General features: G+C 72.8%; 7 protein-coding genes. 4 read left to right on the top strand and 3 right to left on the bottom strand.

Annotated features, from left to right (window positions below; genetic code table 11):
* Nucleotides 1-149 precede the first annotated feature (149 nt).
* The 3 genes from ACFYTT_RS28580 to ACFYTT_RS28590 all read right to left on the bottom strand — a co-directional run bounded on the left by ACFYTT_RS28580 (nucleotide 150) and on the right by ACFYTT_RS28590 (nucleotide 4,027).
* Complete coding sequence (locus ACFYTT_RS28580; RefSeq protein WP_387263816.1) at nucleotides 150-1,190, bottom strand: trypsin-like serine peptidase; 1,041 nt, start codon at nucleotides 1,188-1,190, stop codon at nucleotides 150-152.
* A gap of 175 nt (nucleotides 1,191-1,365) precedes the next feature.
* Nucleotides 1,366-2,637, bottom strand: a complete 1,272-nt coding sequence (locus tag ACFYTT_RS28585) for a cation:proton antiporter (RefSeq protein ID WP_387263819.1) — start codon at nucleotides 2,635-2,637, stop codon at nucleotides 1,366-1,368.
* Nucleotides 2,638-2,716: 79 nt separating this feature from the next.
* Entirely contained in the window at nucleotides 2,717-4,027 is a 1,311-nt protein-coding gene (locus ACFYTT_RS28590; protein ID WP_131056924.1) for an MFS transporter, read from the bottom strand.
* 489 nt (nucleotides 4,028-4,516) lie between these two features.
* Here ACFYTT_RS28590 and ACFYTT_RS28595 point away from each other — a divergent pair, with 489 nt between their 5' ends.
* Genes ACFYTT_RS28595 through ACFYTT_RS28610 form a run of 4 tightly spaced genes read left to right on the top strand, consistent with a single transcriptional unit; the run spans nucleotide 4,517 to nucleotide 18,996 of the window.
* The gene (locus ACFYTT_RS28595) at nucleotides 4,517-6,391 is read left to right on the top strand and encodes an amino acid adenylation domain-containing protein (RefSeq protein WP_387263822.1); all 1,875 of its coding nucleotides are present in this window, start codon (nucleotides 4,517-4,519) and stop codon (nucleotides 6,389-6,391) included.
* Nucleotides 6,388-8,169 (top strand): carbamoyltransferase C-terminal domain-containing protein, encoded by a 1,782-nt coding sequence (locus ACFYTT_RS28600; RefSeq protein ID WP_176092782.1) that lies wholly within the window; start codon nucleotides 6,388-6,390, stop codon nucleotides 8,167-8,169. Before ACFYTT_RS28595 ends, ACFYTT_RS28600 begins: the two co-directional genes overlap by 4 nt.
* Nucleotides 8,166-12,389, top strand: a complete 4,224-nt coding sequence (locus ACFYTT_RS28605; protein WP_387263825.1) for an amino acid adenylation domain-containing protein — start codon at nucleotides 8,166-8,168, stop codon at nucleotides 12,387-12,389. The genes ACFYTT_RS28600 and ACFYTT_RS28605 overlap by 4 nt, the downstream gene beginning before the upstream one ends.
* A complete protein-coding gene (locus tag ACFYTT_RS28610; protein ID WP_387263828.1) occupies nucleotides 12,376-18,996 on the top strand; it encodes an amino acid adenylation domain-containing protein in 6,621 nt (2,206 codons plus the stop codon). The genes ACFYTT_RS28605 and ACFYTT_RS28610 overlap by 14 nt, the downstream gene beginning before the upstream one ends.
* Nucleotides 18,997-19,014: the final 18 nt, after the last annotated feature.

The raw sequence follows: 19,014 nt of genomic DNA on the forward strand, positions 1-19,014 counted from the left end.
CTTTTGCCGGGTTTTTGTTTTTGTGTTGGTTTTGGGGTGTGGGGGGGTGGTTTGTCGGTCGGTTGCTTTTTGGTTTGTGGGTGGGGGGGGGGGGGGGGGGGGGGGGGGGGGGGGGGGGGGGCCCCCCCCCCCCCCACGTCCGATTCCGGTCAGCCGTTTCGCCAGGTGACCAGGTTGTTGGCGACGGACTCGGTGATCCGGGTCCCGTGGTTGTTGGTCGAGTGCGGTGCGGAGCCGTGCACGCCGTACGCGTGGATGGCCATCACGCACTCGCCGGCGCAGAACGAGCTGCCGGCCGGGCGGGTCTGGTAGACCGGGCTGCCGCTCTGGCAGCCGAAGGTGTCGTTCTGGTAGAAGACCTGCCGGTCGTGGGTGACCTGGATGGTCTGCCCGGCGTGCCGCCACTGCTGCCCGAAGGTCTTGTCGCACGGGTAGCCGCTGACCGTGCTGGCGGTGCCGGTCAACGTGGCGCTCTGCCACCAGAAACCGAACCAGCCGGTGGTGTTGCCGGCGGCGCAGTTGAGCCGGATCGCGCCGTAGTCGTTGGTCTCGCTGCCGTCCTGGGTCCAGCCGGTGACCGAGAGCAGTTGGGTCGCGGCGCAGGTGCCGTACGGCGTCGACGCCCCGTTCCGGCCGGGGATGATCTGGAAGTCGCCGCGCGGGTAGAAGCCGTTGCCGCCGCCGCCGTTGGCACCACCACCCGGGTGGACGCAGTGCCCGGCGGTGGCCACTATGCTGGGCCCGTACAGCCAGCCGGTGCAACCCCAGGTGGAGCCGCCGGTGGTCCGGACGATCTGCACGATGGCCCGGGACGGGAAAACCGTGGTCGGGTCGACGCGGACCCGGTTGTCGGTGCCGATCACGCTGAAAACGCCGGCCGAGGCGCCGCCCGCCTTCAGTGCCTGGCCGCCGGCGTCGAACCGGAGCCCGCCGGGCTGGACCGCGCCGCTGCCGGCGGCACCGGTGACGCCGCCGCCCCGGGAGCCGTCGACGCCGCGCTGCACGCTGGCGGAGAGGGTGGAGCTGGGTACGGACCCGGAGTCCGCGACGGCGGCGTGCGCGCCGGACCGGGCGGTGGTGGTAGGTGCCGCAGTGGCCGGCGCGGCGGCGACCGCCGACGCCAGCACGGCGCTCAGACCGACGGCGAGCATGATCCGCAGTCGGGCGGTGATGGGCGGTGTGCGGGTCACGTGGGCCCTCCTCATCGAACGGTGACGCTGTCGATGGGGAAGCTATATCGGCCCGGATGATCCAGGCTCGTCTCTGTCTGTCCGTCGACACCGCTACGTTCGGTTTCGGACAGATCGCACACCGTGTCGGCGTGTCGGGCGACGCGCCGACACGGTGTGTCGTCGAGATCGGGCGCTACCGGGCCGGGGTGCCCGCCGGTTCCAGGTCCGGCGCGTGCGGCGGCGCGGTGTCCCGGCCGCTGGGCATCGGGTAGAGCAGTTGCAGCAGCGGCCCGGCCATCGCGGTCGTCACCAGGGCCATCACCACCATCGAGGAGTAGAGCTGGCCGTCGAGCATGCCGAGCTCCAGACCGACGGCGAGGATGATCAGCTCGGTCAGGCCACGGGTGTTCATCAGGACCGCGAGTGCGCCCGCCGGTCGCGGGGCCACCCCGCTGAGGCGTGCGGCGGCGAAGGCGCCGACGAACTTGCCGCCCACCGCGACCGTCAGGATGAGCCCCAGCTCGATCGCGTCGCCGACGTCCATGGTGGACAGGTCGACCTTCAGGCCGGCGACCACGAAGAAGATCGGCAGCAGCAACATGCTGTTCAGGTGCGTGATGCGCTCGCTGACCAGAGCCGTGAGGCCCTGTTCGGGCAGGACGGAGCGGGGCATCACCACGCCGAACAGGAAGGCGCCGAAGATGAAGTGCAGCCCGATCCAGTCGGTGAACGCCGCCGACAGCAGCAGCCCGACCAATGTGATCACCAACGCCGCCGGCCGGGGCGGACCGCCCTCGGTGCGTTCGGCCAGCAGCCGGGCCACCAGCGGTCGGACGACCAGGAACATGGCCAGCACGTACGGCACGAAGAGCAGCACCCAGACGGATCCGGCACCGGCCCCGGCGACCGCGACCACGACGGCGAGCAGCGTCCAGGCGAGCACGTCGTCGATGGCGGCACAGGCCAGCGCCACGCTGCCCAGCCAGGTGCGGCTCAGGCCCCGGTCGATGAGGATGCGGGCCAGCACCGGGAACGCGGTCACCGACATGGCCGCCCCCATGAACAGCACGAAGCCCAGCTTGCTGTCGGTGGGGTGCCGGGGGAACAGGTAGACGGCCAGTAGCGCGCCGAGCCCGAACGGCACGGCGATGGAGCCGGCGGCGACCGTGCCGGCCACCATCCGTCGTCCCCGCAGCAGGCCGGCGTTCAGCTCCGTCCCGACGGTGAACATGAACAGCACGACGCCGATCGTGGCCAGGGCGGTCAGGATCGGCCGGATGTCGGTCGGGAAGAGCGTGTCGGAGATGAGGCCGTTGAACAGCGTCGGGCCGAGCAGGATGCCCACCAGCACCTCACCGATCACGGGAGGTTGCCGCAACCGCCGGGCCACCGCGCCCGCCCCGAAGGCGAGCAGCGAGATCAGGGCCAGCGCGAGGAGGAGTGTCGGGACCTGATGCGAAGACATGGGCGTCTGTCTCCTGGTGAGAACGGCGGTTTGTCAGGCGCCGGGAGGAGGCGGTCCGGGCGGGAGCGGCGGGCGGTGCCTAGCGGTCCGAGGTCGGCGTCACGACCGGCTTGGCGGCGGCGGCCAGTACGTCGCCGGCCGGCACGTCGGTGAGCTGCGCGCCGTCGGGCTGCGTGTCGCCGGCCTGCGCGTCGGTGAGCTGCTCGTCGGAATCGGTGGGCTGCGCGGGCCGGGTGACCAGGTAGACGGCGGAGACGGTGACGGCGGCGGCCACGATGCCCAGCAGCAGCCGGTAGTCGAGCAGGGCGATGAGGGCCGCGCCGACGGCGATCGACAGGGTCTGCGGCACGGTCACCGCGAACTCGAAGGCCGCCGACGCGCGGCCGAGCAGGTGCTCCGGCGTACGGCGTTGCAGGGCGGTGGTGGCGCCGACGACGAGCCACGGGATGCAGAGGCCGAGCAGGGCCATCGCGGCGACCACCAGCGGCGTCACCTGGATCATCAGCAGCATGCTGGAGACGGCGACCATCGCCAGGCCGATGATCACGGTCATGCTCTCACTGGTCCGGCGCAGGACCGCACCCGCCGAGACCCCGCCGATGATGGTCCCGACCGCCTGCGCCGCGCCGAGTACGCCGAGGAACGTCGGCTCGCGGTCCAGCCCGGCGGTGACCACGGCCAGCCCGATCGCCTCGAAGAAGCCCAGCACGAGCATGGCCAGTCCACAGGAGACGACGAGCTGGCGCAGCGTCACGGTGCGGCCGATGAAGCGCAGACCGGCGGTGATCTCGGTGCGCCAGGGTTCGCCGGACGGGACCGGCTTCGCCTCGTCCACCTTGATCGCGAGCAGGGCTCCGGCGGCCAGGACGAACAGTGCGGCGTCGATGAGGATGACCGCCTCCGGGCCGAACCAGGCGAACAGACCCGCGCCGACCACCGGTGCGAAGACCCGGATCAGGCCACGGACCGACTGGATGAGTCCGTTGGCGTCGCCCAGCAGGTCCTTCGACACGAGGGAGGGCAGCAGGGCGAGCTGGGCGGGACCGGTCACGCTGCCCAGCGCGCCGTAGGTGAACATCACCACGTAGACGAGCCAGACATGGTGGGCGCCGCCGACCAGGAGCAGCAGCAGGACGACGGCGGCGAGGGCGAGGTTCGCGCCGATGAGCAGGGGGCGTCGGCGTACCCGGTCGGAGAGCAGCCCGGCGGCGGGCAGCAGAAGGCTGCCGGCGGCGAAGGAGAACATCACCAGGGCGGCGGCCGAGGTGCTGCCACTTATCGTCTTGACCCAGATCGTCATGGCGAGGAACAGCGCGAAGTCGCCGAGGTTCGACGCCGTGTCCGCCAATACGAAAAGCCGCATCCGTCGCGTGGCAAGAATCCGTGACATGTCCTTCTCCTTGATAAAGGGCGCGCCGACGCGGGTGCGGCCTAAAGGCTGCCCCCCAAGGGTCACACAAAAGACCTGCTGAAGGGGCGGATCCGTTTCCACTTGGCACAGTTCTGCCAGCGTGCCGCCGGCTGCTTCGTTGGCGGGTGCGCTCCGGAACTAGGCAAAAACGGCCCTAAGATGACGAGGTCCTCGGGGTATCTGACCCAATCTTCCATGGCATGTCCGATTGGTTCCCCCGGTCTCTGGCCGTTGACACCCCGATCCGGTCACTCCTAGCGTGCTGCCTCGTAACCCGGCGGGACCTGATCCAATTGCCGGACACGGACAGTAATTCAAGGATCACTCGTCCAGCACGAATGGGGTGGACGGCGGCGCGATGAATTGCTTTTCTCTGCCCCCGCCGGTATTAGGGAGTGCGCGATGACGCGATCGCTGGTGGCTTCGGGAAACGCCGCTGGGGCGAATGCGTCGGTCAATGTCGAGACGGTGGCGGCCAGTCTGCTGGTGCTCGCGCACGCCGGTGCCGCGCCGACCGTCACCGGTGAGCTGACCGACCCGGCGACCGGGCGGTCGGTGACCGTGTCGGCGCCGTGGCGCGCCCGCCGGTCCGTCCTCGAAGCACTCGTCGAAAAGCAGATCGCGCAGATCGGCAGCGACACCGCGATCCGGGTCGACCACGGCGACGGGCCGCACATCCTGGTCACCGGAGCGGACCTCACACCCTCGGCCGACGCGGCGCTGCTGGCCGGGCGCGTCGACCGGGTCCTCGCCACGGCGGACGACGTACCGGTCGGGGCCATCGACCTCTGCGGCGAGGAGGACCTGCGGATCGTCGCCGCCGCCCACCGTCCGGGCCGCGCCCCCGGCGACAGCGTGCCGGCCCTCGTCCGCGCCCAGGCGCTCGCGCACCCGACGGCCATCGCGATCGAGGACGCCGGCCGCAGCGTCACCTACACCGACCTCGTCGCGGCGGCCGACCGGTACGCGGGCGTCCTGCGTACGGCGGGCGTGGCCCCCGGCGACGTGGTCGCGGTCGGGCTGCCCCGCCGGGCCGAGCTGGTGGTCACCCTGCTGGCCGTCTGGTCGCTGAGGGCCGCGTTCCTGCCGGTCGACCCGAAGCATCCGCAGGCTCGGCTGGACACCCTGCTCGACACCGCGGACGCGCGGTTCGCCGTGCTGGCCGATCCGCAGACGACCCGCCCGGACTGTCGGGTCGTGGCGCCACCGGCCGGTGACCCGCTCCCGGCTGCGGCCCCGCTTCCCGCCGGCGACCCGCCGACCGGCGACGACCTCGCGTACGCGATGTCGACCTCCGGCTCGACCGGTCGGCCCAAGGTGGTCGGGGTGTCGCACGCGGCGCTGGCGCACTGCGTCGTCACCTTCGCCGACCTGCTGGCCCCCGGCACCCCGACGGTGGCCGGCACGACGGCGCTGACCTTCGACATCTCGCTGCTCGAACTCTTCCTGCCGCTGGCGACCGGTGGCCGGCTGCTGCTGGTCGACGACGCGACGCGGCGGGACCCGGCCCGACTGGGCGGGTACCTCTCCGCCGCCCGGCCCGACCTGATCCAGGCCACGCCGTCGGGTTGGCGGCTGATCCTGCCGCACCTCTCGGGCGACCTGGCCGGGCGGACACTCCTCTGCGGCGGCGAGGCGGTCACCGCCGACCTGGCGGCCCGCCTGGTGGACACCGGTGCCACCGTGTGGAACGTCTACGGCCCGACCGAGGCCACCATCTGGTGCACCGCCCACCGGCTCGGCCCTCCGGTGCCCGACCCGGTGCCGATCGGCGCACCGCTGCCGGGCACCGTCGCCGTCGTCCGGGGCCGGGACGGGCGGCCGGTCCCGGTGGGCCAGGTCGGTGAGCTGCACGTCGGCGGTCCGCAGCTCGCCGTCGGGTACCTCGGCGACCCCGAGCGCACCGCCGTGGTGTTCCGGGACGACGAGTACCGCACCGGTGACCTGTGCGCCTGGCGTCCGGACGGCACGTTGTCGTACCACGGGCGCGCCGACAACCAGGTCAAGATCCGGGGACACCGGATCGAGCTCGAAGAGATCGAGACGTACGCCGAGCGCCATCCGGCGGTGATCCAGGCGGCGGCGGTGGTCGTCACCGCGGCCGAGGACGACCAGCGGCTCGTGCTGTACGTGCGGACCGGCGGGGACGGTCCGGCCGTCACCGACACGGCGCTCCGCGAGCACCTGGCGGCGTCGCTGCCCACCGCGTTGCTGCCGCAACGGATCGTCGCGCTACCGGAGCTGCCCCTCACGCCCAGCCAGAAGGTCGACCGGCGGGCGTTGCGGGAGGCGGCGACGGCACACATCCACCGTCGGGCCGGCTCCGAGGAGACGCCATCATGAAGGTTCTGGGCATCAGCGGGCTGCACAACAGCGTCGACTTCAAACGCCGCGAGCTGCCGGACCTCAGTGCCCGCGAGTACCGGGTGGTGCAGGGCCTGGACTCGGCGGCGGCACTCGTGGTGGACGGTGTGGTGCGGGCCGCGGCGGCCGAGGAGCGGTACACCGCCGAGAAGGCGACCGGCAGCTTCCCGGCGCACGCGATCCGCGACGCGCTCCGGCGTACCGGCGTCACCCCCGACGAGATCGACGTCGTCGCGCACGGTTTCGCCCACCGGTCCGCCGACCTGGACCTGTCCGACCCCTACCTGGCCGCCCGGTACGCCGAGGTCTACGACCCCGACGTGCAGCTGACCTGGCTGCGGCGGGAGTTCCCGAGCGTGGACTGGGCCGCCAAGCTGGTGCCGGTCCCGCACCACCTCGCCCACGCCGCGAGCGCCTACTACCCCAGCGGGTACGACGAGGCGCTGGTCCTGGTCGCGGACGGGATGGGGGAGACGGAGAGCCTGACCGTGGCGGCCGGCACCGGCGGCAAGCTGGAGGTCCTGCACCGCATTCCCGCGCTGCACTCGATCGGCACGCTCTACGGCGTCTTCACCATGTACCTCGGCTTCGACATGATGATGGACGAGTACAAGGTGATGGGCCTGGCCGCCTTCGGGGACCGGCGGGTCCACTACGCCGAGATGTCGAAGCTGGTCAAGCTGCTCGACGGCGGCACGTTCACGGTGTCCGCGCTCGCCGCCGACCGGAACCTGCGGGAGCGGGAGACGCACCGGGGCGTGCTGGCCCTGCTCGCCGAGCGCTTCGGCCCGCCCCGCCAGCCGGGTACGCCGATCGAGCAGCGGCACCGGGACGTCGCCGCCGCCCTCCAGGCGGTGGTGGAACTCTGCCTGGTGCACGTGCTGCGGCACTTCCGGCGCGAGACCGGGCTGCGGGACCTGTGCTACGCCGGTGGTGTCGCCCTGAACTGCTCCGCCAACGGGGTGATCGCCCGCAGCCGACTCTTCGAGCGCATCTTCATCCCGCCGGGCGCGGGCGACGACGGCTCGGCTGTCGGCGCGGCCCTCTACGTGCAGGCCCAGCAGGAGCCGTCGACGCGGATCCCGGCGATGTCCATGCCGTACTGGGGCACCTCCTACACCGACGAGGAGATCGGCGCGGCCGTCGGGAGCCGGACCGATGTGGTGGTGCGGCACGTACCGGAGCGGGCGCGGCTGCTCGCCGAGACCGCCGAGGCGCTGGAGGCCGGCGAGGTCGTCTCGTGGTTCCAGGGCGGGATGGAGTTCGGCCCCCGGGCGCTGGGCAACCGCAGCATCCTCGCCGATCCCCGCGAGGCGCGGATGCGCGACCACATCAACGCGTTGATCAAGCGCCGGGAGGACTTCCGTCCGTTCGCGCCGGTGGTCACCGAAGAGGCGGCGTCCACGTACTTCGAGATCGAGCCGGGGGACGAGGAGCGCTTCCGGCACATGCTGTTCACCACCCGCACCAGGTCGGAACACCGGGACTCGCTGGGCGCGGTCACCCACTTCGACGGCACCGCCCGGGTGCAGGTCGTCACCCGCGAGGGCAACCCGCTGCTCTGGGAGCTGCTCACGGCGTTCGCCGACCGCACCGGCATCCCGGTCCTGCTGAACACCTCCTTCAACCTGCGCGGACAGCCCATCGTGCGGACCCCGGAGATCGCCGTCGACACGCTGCTGCGCGGCGGCCTGTCCCGCCTGGTCATCGGGGCGTACACGGTCACGCCGCCGGATGCCGGCGGGGACCGGCCATGACCGTCGAGGTCAGCCGGGACCCGCTGGTGGCCGCGACGCTGGCCGCCGACGACGAGGTGATGCCCGGCCTGTCGTTCCGTCGTGGTGAGGTCACCCGGGCGCTCGCCGTCGGCGAGGCGGACCTGACCGCCCTCGCCGACGACCTCGGCACCACGACGGCGGCGGTGCTGACCGCCGCGACGCAGGCCCTGGTGGCCGGCGACCGGGGCCGGACGGCCGCGACGACGGCGGTGGTCGGCGTGATCGTCGCCGACGCCACCGACGGCGTCTCCCTGCGCGCGGTGCACTGCGCGGTCGAACCGGAGCTGCCGCTGCGGCGGCTGGCCGAGCGCGCCGCCACGGCGCTGCCGGCGGCGCGTCCGGCGGGCGACGGCGAGGTACGGATCGCCGTGGTCCCGCTCGGCGCGCTCGGCGGCGGACTCGACCCCGGTGACGTGGCCGCCCTCGAACACGAGATCGTCTGGTGCGACGCCGTCCTGGAGGTCACCGCCCGCGACGGCGGGCTGGTGGTGCGCTGCGACCACGACGAGGACCGGTACGGCCCGGTGAGCGTCGCCGCCCACCTGGACCGCCTCGACGGGATCCTGAACGGCCTGGTGGCCGGCACCGGACGGCTGCCGGGCGCGGGTGCGGCGGACGCCGTGGCGGCGGCCGTGGAGAGCCTGCCCGCCGGTGAGCCGATCGAGCCCGCCACCCCGACCGAGCGACTGCTCGCCGCCGTCTGGGCCGACGTCCTGCACCTGGACCGGGTCGGCGCCGACGACAACTTCTTCGCCCTCGGCGGGCACTCCCTGCTGGCCGCCAAGGTCGTCGCCCGGACGGCGGCCGAGCGCGGGGTGGCCCTCACCGTGGACCAGCTCTTCGCCCATCCGGTCCTCACCGACTTCGCCGCGCTGGTCGACGCCGGTGAGCCGGCGCCCGCGCTGCCCGCCCTCACCGCGCACGGCGGCGAGCCGGTGGTGTCGTTCGGGCAGGAACGGTTGTGGTATCTGGACCGGCTGCGGGACGGCTCGGCCCTCTACAACGTCCCGGTGCTGGTGCGGCTGACCGGCACGGTCGACCCCGGACGGCTCCACGACGCCGTCCGGGCGGTGGTGGCCGCCCATCCGGCGCTCCGGACGGCGCTGGTGACCGTCGACGGTCGTCCGGTCGCCCGCACCGCCGACCGTACGGAGATCGACTGGACCGTGTCGGACGCCCGCGCCGGAGGTGAGCGGGAGGGGCGACGACTGGCCGCCGCCGGTGTCGCCCGCCCCTTCGACCTGTCACAGGCACCGCTGCTGCGGGGCGGAGTGGTCCGGGTCGCCGACGACGAGTGGCTGCTCTGGCTCTCCGTCCACCACGCCGCCTGCGACGGCTGGTCGCTGGACATCCTGCTCGCCGAGATCCTCACCGGCCGGCCCTCGGGTAAGGAAGGGCCCCCTGCTAACGCCTCGTGTCGTACAGGGGACCCCTCCTTGCTCGCGCCGACGTACGCCGACTTCGCCGCCTGGCAGCGCGAGGTCCTCACCCCGCAGGTGATCGCCGACGAGGTCGCCTGGTGGCGGCAGCGGCTGGCCGGGGCACCGCGCCTGCTGGAACTGCCCGCCGACCGCCGTCGCCCGCCGGTCGCGAGTCACGCCGGTGCGACTCTGCGGCATCGCCTGCACCCCTCGACGGTGTCGGCGCTGCGGGCCGCCGCGAGGACCCACTCGGTCACCGTCTTCGACCTGCTGATGACCGCGTACCTGCTGCTGGTCGGCCGCTGGTCGGGCCGGACCGACGTGGTGGTGGCGACCCCGGCCGCCGGGCGTCCGCTGCCCGAACTCGACGACCTGGTCGGGTTCTTCGTCAACACCGTCGTGCTCCGGGCCGACCTGGGTGGCACGCCCACCTTCGTGGAACTGGTCGAGCGGGTACGCGCCGTCTCGGCCGCCGCCCAGGCCCACCAGCAGATCCCGTTCGCGTCGCTGGTGGACGCGCTCGACCCGGACCGTGACCAGAGCCGGGCCCCGCTCGCACAGGTGGCCTTCGGAATGAACCAGCACGCCCGGGGCCGCTGGGAGTCCGACGGGCTGGTCGCCGAGCTGGACTCGGTGGACACCGGCACCGCGAAGTTCGACCTCACCCTGGCGGTGGTCGACACCGGTGGCCCGGACCTCGGCGTCGAGGTCGAGTACGCGACCGACCTCTTCGACGAGTCGACCGCCGACCGTTTCGCCACCCAGTGGACGGTGCTGCTGGAGCGGCTGCTCGCCGACGTCGACGCCCCGGTCACGTCGGTGTCCGCGCTGCCCACCGAGGAGGAGCGGCGGCTCCTGGACTGGGCCGGGCAGCCCCGCGACTACCCCGCCGGGTCGACCGTGGACGCGCTGGTGGCCGGGTGGGCCCGGACGTCACCGGACGCGGTGGCGGTGGTGGACGGCGAGATGTCGCTGTCGTACGGGTCGCTGGTGGCCCGGGCCGACGCGGTGGCGGCGCGGTTGACCGGACTGGGGGTGGGTCGGAGTTCCCTGGTGGGTCTCTGTTGTCGGCGGTCGGCCGATCTCGTGGTGGGGATGTTGGGGGTGTTGCGGGCCGGTGGCGCGTACGTGCCGTTGGACCCGGACCATCCGCCGCAGCGGTTGGCTTTCATGCTGGCCGACACGGCCGCGCGGGTGGTGGTCGGGCATCGGGATCTGCTCGACCAGCTCCCGCTCGGCGACCGGCACGCCGTCACCCTGCCCGAGGCGACCGGTGCGGTGACCCCGACCGGTGCCGCCCCGGACCGGTCGGCGTGCGGCGGGGACGACGCCGCCTACGTCATCTACACCTCCGGCTCGACCGGCGACCCGAAGGGCGTGGTGGTGCCGCATCGCGGCATCACCCGCCTGGTGGGTGGAGCCGACTACGTCGAGCTGACCCCACGGACGGTCCTCGCCCAGCTCGCCAACGCCAGTTTCGACGCCATCACCTTCGAGGTGTGGGGTGCGCTCGCCAACGGCGGGCAGGTGGTGATCGTGCCCACCGAGACGGTGCTCTCCCCGCCGGGCCTCGCCGCCCTGCTGCGTACCCGGGCGGTGACCACGGTCTTCATCACCACCGCGTTGTTCAACGCCACCGTCAACACGGTGCCCGACGCCTTCGCCGGGGTGGACCAGCTCTACTTCGGCGGCGAGAGCCTCGACCCGGGGACGGTGGGCCGGGTCGTCGAGGGCGGACAGGGTCCGGCGCGGCTGCACAACATCTACGGCCCGACCGAGGTGACCACCTTCGCCACCTACACCCGCCTGACGGCGCGACCCACCAGCACCGGAGCCATCGGTACGGCGATCGCGAACACCTGGGCGTACGTGGTGGACGACGCGGGTCGCCTGGCCGGCGTCGGCATCCCCGGCGAACTGTGGCTGGGCGGCCCGGGAGTGGCCTGGGGGTACTGGGACCGGCCGGGGCTGACCGCCGACCGGTTCGTACCGGACGGCTTCTCCGGCGTGCCGGGTGCCCGGCTGTACCGGACCGGGGACGTGGTGTTCCGCCGGCCGGACGGGTCGCTGGAGTTCGTCGGCCGCGCCGACCACCAGGTGAAGGTCCGGGGTTTCCGGGTCGAGCTGGGCGAGGTCGAGTCGGCGCTGCTGGGGTATCCGGCGGTGGCGTCGGCGGTGGTGGTCGCGGCGCGGTCGGAGGGCGCGCCGGTACGCCTGGTCGGCTACGTGGAGCCGGTGGCGGGTGCCCCGGTCAGCGTGGCGGAGCTGCGGGAGTTCCTGGCCGAACGGCTGCCGGAGCACGCGGTGCCGACGGCGTTCGTGGTGATGGACACGCTCCCGCTGACGCCGAACGGCAAGATCGACCGGGCGGCGCTGCCCGACCCGGACACCGACCAGCGGGCCGACCAGGCCGCCTTCCGGGCGCCGGCCGACCCGCTCGAACAGATCATCGCCGAGGTCTGGGGCGAGGTGCTCGACGTCGCAGGGATCGGTCTCGACGACAACTTCTTCGGCCTCGGCGGGCACTCCCTGCACGCGGTGCAGGTCTGTGGCCGACTGGAACGCACGCTGCGTACCCCGGTCTCCGTGCGCCACCTCGTCGAACAACCCACCGTCGCCGACCTGGCCCGACGCCTGCGCGCCGAGGGACCCGACGCCGGCCGGCTCGACCGGATCGCCGCCGTCGTCATGCAGGTCCGCCGACTCAGCCCCACCGAACGCGCCGCACGACTCGGCACCGCGTCCGCAACGAAGGAGAACACTGGTGACGACCACTGATTCCGCCGGGTCGCTGGGGCCGACCGAGGACGACCTCATCGACCACCTGCTCGCGCAGGCGGGGATCACCGACACCGCCGCCCGTCCGGTCATCGCCGCGATCGGTGCGCCGACGGTGCTGTCGCCGGGCCAGGAACGCCTCTGGTTCCTCGACCGGTGGCGGCCGGGACTGCCGCTCTACAATGTGCCGGTCGCCTTCGCGCTGACCGGCGCGGTGGACCCCGACGCGCTGGGCGCCGCGGTGCAGCTCCTGGTCGACCGGCACGAGTCGCTGCGGACCGCCATCGACACCGAGCAGGGGCGGCCCCGGCTGCTCCGGGCCGAGGCGGGTACGCCGGTGTCGTGGCGCGTCGACGACCTGCGCGCCGCCGGGACGGGAGCCGAGGCGGCGGCGCGGGACGCGGCGCGTGCCGCCGTCGCCGAACCCTTCGACCTGTCGCGGGCACCGCTGCTGCGCGCCGGGCTGATCCGGCACGCCGACGACGGGTGGCTGCTCTGGCTGTCGATCCACCACGTCGCGTGCGACGGGCAGTCGCTGGAGATCCTGCTCGGTGAACTCGCCGAGGCGTACCGGGCGCTGGTCGCCGGCACCCGCCCGCCGGCCCGGGACCGGTCCCTCGGCTACGGCGACTTCGCCGCCTGGCAGCGGGACCAGCTCACCGGTGACCGCCTGTCCGACGGCGTCGAGTGGTGGCGGCAGCAGCTCGACGGCCTGCCGCCGGTGCTGGAACTGCCCGCCGACCGGGTCCGCCGCCCGGTGCAGAGCTACGCCGGGCACACCCGGCACGCCGAGCTGGCGCCCGACGTGGCCGACGCCGTCCGGGCACTGGCCCGGCAGCGCTCCAGCACCGTCTTCGACGTCCTCTTGGCCAGCTTCGCCCTGCTGCTCGGGCGCTGGTCGCGCCGCACCGACGTGGTGGTGGCCACGCCGGTCGCCGGTCGGCCGGTGCCGGAGGTGGACGACCTGGTCGGGTTCTTCGTCAACACCCTCGCGTTGCGGGTGGACACCTCCGGCGCACCGACCTTCGCCGACCTGGTCGGTCGGGTCCGGGCCGCCTCGGCCGACGCCCAGGACCACCAGGACGTGCCGTTCGCGGCCCTGGTGGAGGCGCTCGCGCCGGAACGGGAGCTGGCCTGGTCGCCGCTGGTGCAGGTGCAGTTCGTGCTGCAACGCCAGGACCCCACCGGATGGCGGCTCGGCGACGGCGTGAACGCCGCCCCGGTCGGCATCGACACCGGCACCGCCAAGTTCGACGTCACCCTGCTGGTCTACGACACCGGCGCCGACGGCATGCGGGTGGAGCTGGAGTACGCCACCGACCTCTTCGACGCCTCCACCATGGACCGCTTCGCCGCGCAGTGGTTCACGCTGGTGCAGCGGTTGGTCGCCGACGCGGACCGGTCCGTCGCCGAGGTCTGCGGCCTGCCGGAGCAGGAGCGCGACACGATCGAGGGCTGGTCGGGCATCACCCGGACCTTCCCCGTCGACGCGCCCATCGGCGACCTGGTCGCCCGGCACGCGCAGCAGCGCCCCGACCACGTCGCGGTGCTCGACGGCGAGACCCGCACCACGTACGCGGACCTGCTGGCCGCCGCCGACGCGGTGGCCGCCACCCTGCGCCGGGCCGGTGTCGGTCGGGGCGACATGGTGGGGGTGTGCTGCCGCCGCTCGACCGACCTGGTCGTCGGGATGCTCGGTGCGCTGCGGGCGGGGGCGGCCTACGTGCCGCTGGACCCCAACTACCCGGCCGACCGGCTCGACTTCATCGTGCGCGACAGCGGCCTGCGGGTCGTGGTGGCCCAGAGCGACGCGATCCCGGCCGACCTGACGCTGCCCGAGGACGTCCGCACCGTGGCGATCGAGCAGGCGGTACGCGTCGACACCGCCGACGCCCCGGACCTCGTCCCACCGGCGGTCGACGACCCCGCGTACCTCATCTACACCTCCGGATCGACCGGGCTGCCGAAGGCGGTCATGGTCTCGCACCGCAACGTGCTGCGGCTGTTCGCGGCCACCGAGGAGCAGTTCCACTTCGGCCCGCAGGACGTGTTCAGTCTCTTCCACTCCGCCTCGTTCGACGTGTCCGTCTTCGAGGCGTGGGGGGCGCTGACCCACGGCGCGACGCTGGCGGTGGTGCGCTACTGGGAGAGCCGCGACCCGGAGGCGTTCTACGAGTTGGTGGAGCGCGCCGGAGTCACCGTGCTCAGCCAGACGCCGGGGGCGTTCCGGCAGTTCGAGGCCGTCGACGAGCGGCGTCGGGCGGACCTGGCCGTCCGGGTGGTCATCTTCGCGGGCGAGGCGCTGGACCCCGACGCGGTGCGTCGCTGGTGGACCCGGCACCCGGAGACCAGCCCCGAGATGGTCAACATGTACGGCATCACCGAGACCACGGTGCACACCACGTACTGCCTGCTCACCGCCGATCTGCTGGCCGAGCGGCACAGCCCGATCGGGCGGCAGGTGGCCGACCTGAGCCTGCACGTGCTGGACGAGTACGGCCGTCCCGCCCCGATCGGCGTACCCGGTGAGCTCTATGTCGGCGGTGACGGCGTGGCGCACGGCTACTGGCGTCGGCCGGAGCTGACCGCGCAGCGTTTCGTCGCCGACCCGGTGGTCCCGGGCGGACGGCGCTACCGCAGCGGCGACCTGGCGACCTGGCGTCCCGACGGCACGCTGGAGTACCTGGGCCGCCTCGACCACCAGGTCAAGATCCGGGGCTTCCGGATCGAACCGGCCGAGGTCGAGGCCGCGCTGCTGGCCCACCCCGCGGTGAGCGCCTGCCTGGTGATCGCGCACGGCGAGGCGGGCACCGAACGTCGGCTCGTCGCCTACCTGGTCGCCGACGGGGACCTGACCGTTCCCGAGGTGCACGAGTTCCTCGAACCGACGCTGCCCAGCCACATGATCCCGTCGGTGGTGACGGTGCTCGACGCCTTCCCGCTGACCGCCAACGGCAAGATCGACCGGCGACGGCTGCCGGAGCCCGGCGTCGACCGCCCGGCGCTGGCCCGGGCGTACGTGGCGCCCCGCAACGAGACCGAGCAGGCTCTCGCCGAGATCTGGGCGACCGTGCTGGAACTCGACCAGGTCAGCGTCGAGGACAACTTCTTCCACCTCGGCGGCGACTCGATCCGCAGCGTCCAGGTGATCGGCCTGGCCCGCGCCAAGGGGCTCGACTTCTCGTTGCAGCAACTGTTCCAGCGCACCACCATCGCCGCGCTGGCCGGTGAGGTCACCACCGCGCAGGCGCCCGCCGCCGAGCGGCGGCCCTTCGCGCTGATCTCCGAGGCGGACCGGGAGCGGCTGCCCGAGGACGCGGTGGACGCGTACCCGATGGCGGTGCTCCAGGCCGGGATGATCTTCCACATGGAGGCCGACGAGGGACGTCGGCTGTACCAGAACGTCGACAGCTTCCACGTCCGCGCGCCGTTCGACGAGGCGTTGATCCGGCGGGCCATCGGGCAGATCGTCGACCGGCACGACATCCTGCGGACCTCGTTCCACCTCAGCGAGTACAGCGAGATGCTCCAGGTGGTGCACCGCGAGGCGGACCTGCCGATCGAGGTGTACGACGTCCGCGAGCTGGACGAGCAGGAGCAGGACCGCCGCATCGTCGAGGTGATCGAGGGGCTGCGCGAGGTCCCGTTCGACCTGGCCCGGCCGCCGCTGTGGCGCTTCGTCTTCCACTGGCGCAGCGCGGAGTCCTTCGAGTGGACCCTGGTCGAGCACCACGCCATCCTCGACGGCTGGAGCCTGCACTCCTCGATCACCGAGATCCTCCAGCGCTACATGGAACTGATGCGCGACCCGTCGAGCAGCGCCGATCCGAAGCCCGCCTCGACCTACCGCGAGTTCGTCGAGGCCGAGCGGGAGGCGCTCGCCTCGACGGAGGAGCGGGAGTTCTGGTCGGCGCGGGTCCGGCAGGCCAACCGCCTCCGGCTGCCGCGCTGGCCGCAGGGCGCCGAGGTGGAGCCGCTGCCGGAGCCGGAGCCCGCCGTGGACGAGCAGCCGCTGCTGGAGTGGGAACTGCCGCCGGGACACTCCGACTTCTACCGCTGGCTGGAGACGAAGATCCCGGACGACCTCTGTGCCGGGTTGGAGCGGGTGGCCGCCGGTGTCGGCGTACCGCTGAAGAGCGTGCTGCTCGCCGCGCACATGCGGGTGCTGGCCCACCTGACCGGCAGCCGGGAGGTGTCCACCGGGATGGCCTTCAACGGCCGCCTGGAGGTGCTCGACGGCACCGAGTCGCGGGGCCTGTTCCTCAACTCGTTGCCGGTTACCGCGACCGTGGCCGGTGGCACCTGGGCGGACCTGATCCGGGCGATGCTCGACGAGGAGAACGAGCTGCTGCCGCACCGCCGCTTCCCGATGGCGGAGATCCAGCGCCTGGCCGGCGGGGAGTCGCTCTACGAGTCGCACTTCGTCTACAACCACTTCCACGTCATGCGGGGCCTGGCCGACCGGGACGTCCGGATCGTCGATCCGAAGATCAACTCCTTCACCACCATGCGGGTCGAGCCGACCAACTACCCGTTCGTCTGCGGCTTCCTGCGCGACCCGGGCGCCAGCGGGCTGCTGATGGGGCTCGACTACCACACCACCGAGTTCTCGCCGGAGCAGATCCGGCGCGTACGCGGCTACTACCTGGCCGCGCTGCGCTCCATCGTGGCCGACCCGGACCGCTCGTTGGTCGAGGTGGACCTCACCTCGCCCGCCGAACGTGCCCAGGTCGACGGGTGGAACCGGACCGGGCGGGAGCAGTCCCCGGAGCTGACCGTGGACGCGCTGGTGGCCGGCTGGGCGCAGGCGACGCCGGATGCGGTCGCGGTGGTCGACGGCGAGGTGTCGGTGTCGTACGCGTCGCTGCTGGCCCGCGCGGACGCGCTGGCGGCGCGCTTGACGGAGTCCGGCGTGGGCCGGGGTTCGTTGGTCGGCCTGTGCTGCCGGCGCTCCGCCGACCTCGTGGTGGGGATGCTCGGCGTGCTGCGGGCCGGTGGCGCGTACGTGCCGCTGGACCCGGACTACCCGGCGCAGCGGTTGGAGTTCATGCTGACCGACACCGACGTGCGGGTGGTGGTGGGGCACCGGGACCTGCTCGACCAGCTCCCGCTGACCGGCCGCGAGACCGTCGACATCACCGACGTGCCGCCGCTGCCCGACGGCCGGGGTACGCCGACCGGGGCCGGCACCGTCACCGAGGACGCCGCGTCTCTGATCTACACCTCCGGCTCCACCGGTCGGCCCAAGGGCGCGGTCGTGCCGCACCGTGGCATCGTCCGCCTGGTCCGCGACACCGACCTGATCCGGCCCGAGGAACTGCGTGCCGTCGGCCAGGTCTCCAACGCCTCCTTCGACCCGCTGCTGTTCGAGGTCTGGGGGCCGCTGCTCAACGGCGGCCGGGTGGTGGTGGTCCCCACCGACGTGGCGCTCTCGCCGCCGCGCTTCGTCGAACTGCTGCGCCGGGAGAACGTCAGCGCCGTCGCGATCGTCACCGCGTTGTTCAACTCCACGGTCAACGAGATCCCGGACGCCTTCACCACGCTCCAGCAGGTCTACATCGGCGGTGAGCGGATCAACCTCGGCGCGATCGACGCCGCGGTGCGGGCGGGCGGTGCCCGGATGAACAACATCTACGGCCCGACCGAGGTCACCAGCATCTCGACCTGCAACCCGCTGCCCGAGGTCCCGGCCAGCTCCGGCGCGATCGGTGCGGCGATCACCAACACCACCACGTACGTGGTGGACGAGTGGGGCCGTCCGGTCGGCGTGGGGGTTCCCGGCGAGCTGTGGCTGGGCGGCCCCGGTGTCGCCTGGTGCTACTGGAACCGGCCGGGGCTGACCGCCGACCGGTTCGTGCCGGACGCCTTCTCCGGTGTGCCCGGTGCCCGGCTCTACCGGACCGGGGACGTGGTCTCCTGGCGTGCCGACGGGACGTTGGAGTTCGTCGGCCGCGCCGACCACCAGGTCAAGGTCCGGGGTTTCCGGGTCGAGCTGGGTGAGGTCGAGGCGGTGCTGGTGGCGCACCCGACGGTGGCCTCCGGGGTGGTGCTGGCGCTGCGGTCCGGCACCGGCCCGGTGCGCCTGGTCGGCTACGTCGAGCCGGCGGCCGGCACGTCCGTGGACGTGGCCGGGCTGCGCGCGTTCATGGCCGAGCGCCTGCCGGAGTACGAGGTGCCGTCCGCGTTCGTGGTGATGGGCACGCTGCCGCTCACCCCGAACGGGAAGATCGACCGGGCGGTGCTGCCGGAGCCCGACCCCGAGCGGCCGGAGGCCGCAGGTGCGCACGTGGCCCCGCGCGACGCCCTGGAACGGGAGGTCGCCGCCGTCTGGGCCGACATCCTCGGCGTCGAGCGGGTCGGCATCGGCGACAACTTCTTCGCCCTCGGCGGGCACTCGCTCCAGGCCGTGCAGGTGGCGTTCCGCATCCGCACCACGTTCGGGGTGGACCTGGAACTGCGCCGGATCCTCGAAGCGCCGTACGTCGAGGACCTGGCCAAGGCCATCAACGAGGCGCTCGGCGAACAGGACGACCTCCTCGCCGAGGCGCTGGAGAGCGTCGAGTCGATGTCCGACGAGGACGTCCGGGCGCTCCTGGCGAACTCCTAGCCGGCCACCGACGGCCCA

It is taken from the genome of Micromonospora sp. NPDC003816 (genome assembly GCF_042874705.1).
Classification (GTDB): Bacteria; Actinomycetota; Actinomycetes; order Mycobacteriales; family Micromonosporaceae; genus Micromonospora.

Excerpts from the sequence above, each read along its gene's own strand:
- ACFYTT_RS28605 (WP_387263825.1), top strand. The coding sequence starts at position 8,166 with ATGACCGTCGAGGTCAGCCGGGACCCGCTGGTGGCCGCGACGCTGGCC.
- ACFYTT_RS28585 (WP_387263819.1), bottom strand. The coding sequence starts at position 2,637 with ATGTCTTCGCATCAGGTCCCGACACTCCTCCTCGCGCTGGCCCTGATC.
- ACFYTT_RS28590 (WP_131056924.1), bottom strand. The coding sequence starts at position 4,027 with ATGTCACGGATTCTTGCCACGCGACGGATGCGGCTTTTCGTATTGGCG.
- ACFYTT_RS28600 (WP_176092782.1), top strand. The coding sequence starts at position 6,388 with ATGAAGGTTCTGGGCATCAGCGGGCTGCACAACAGCGTCGACTTCAAA.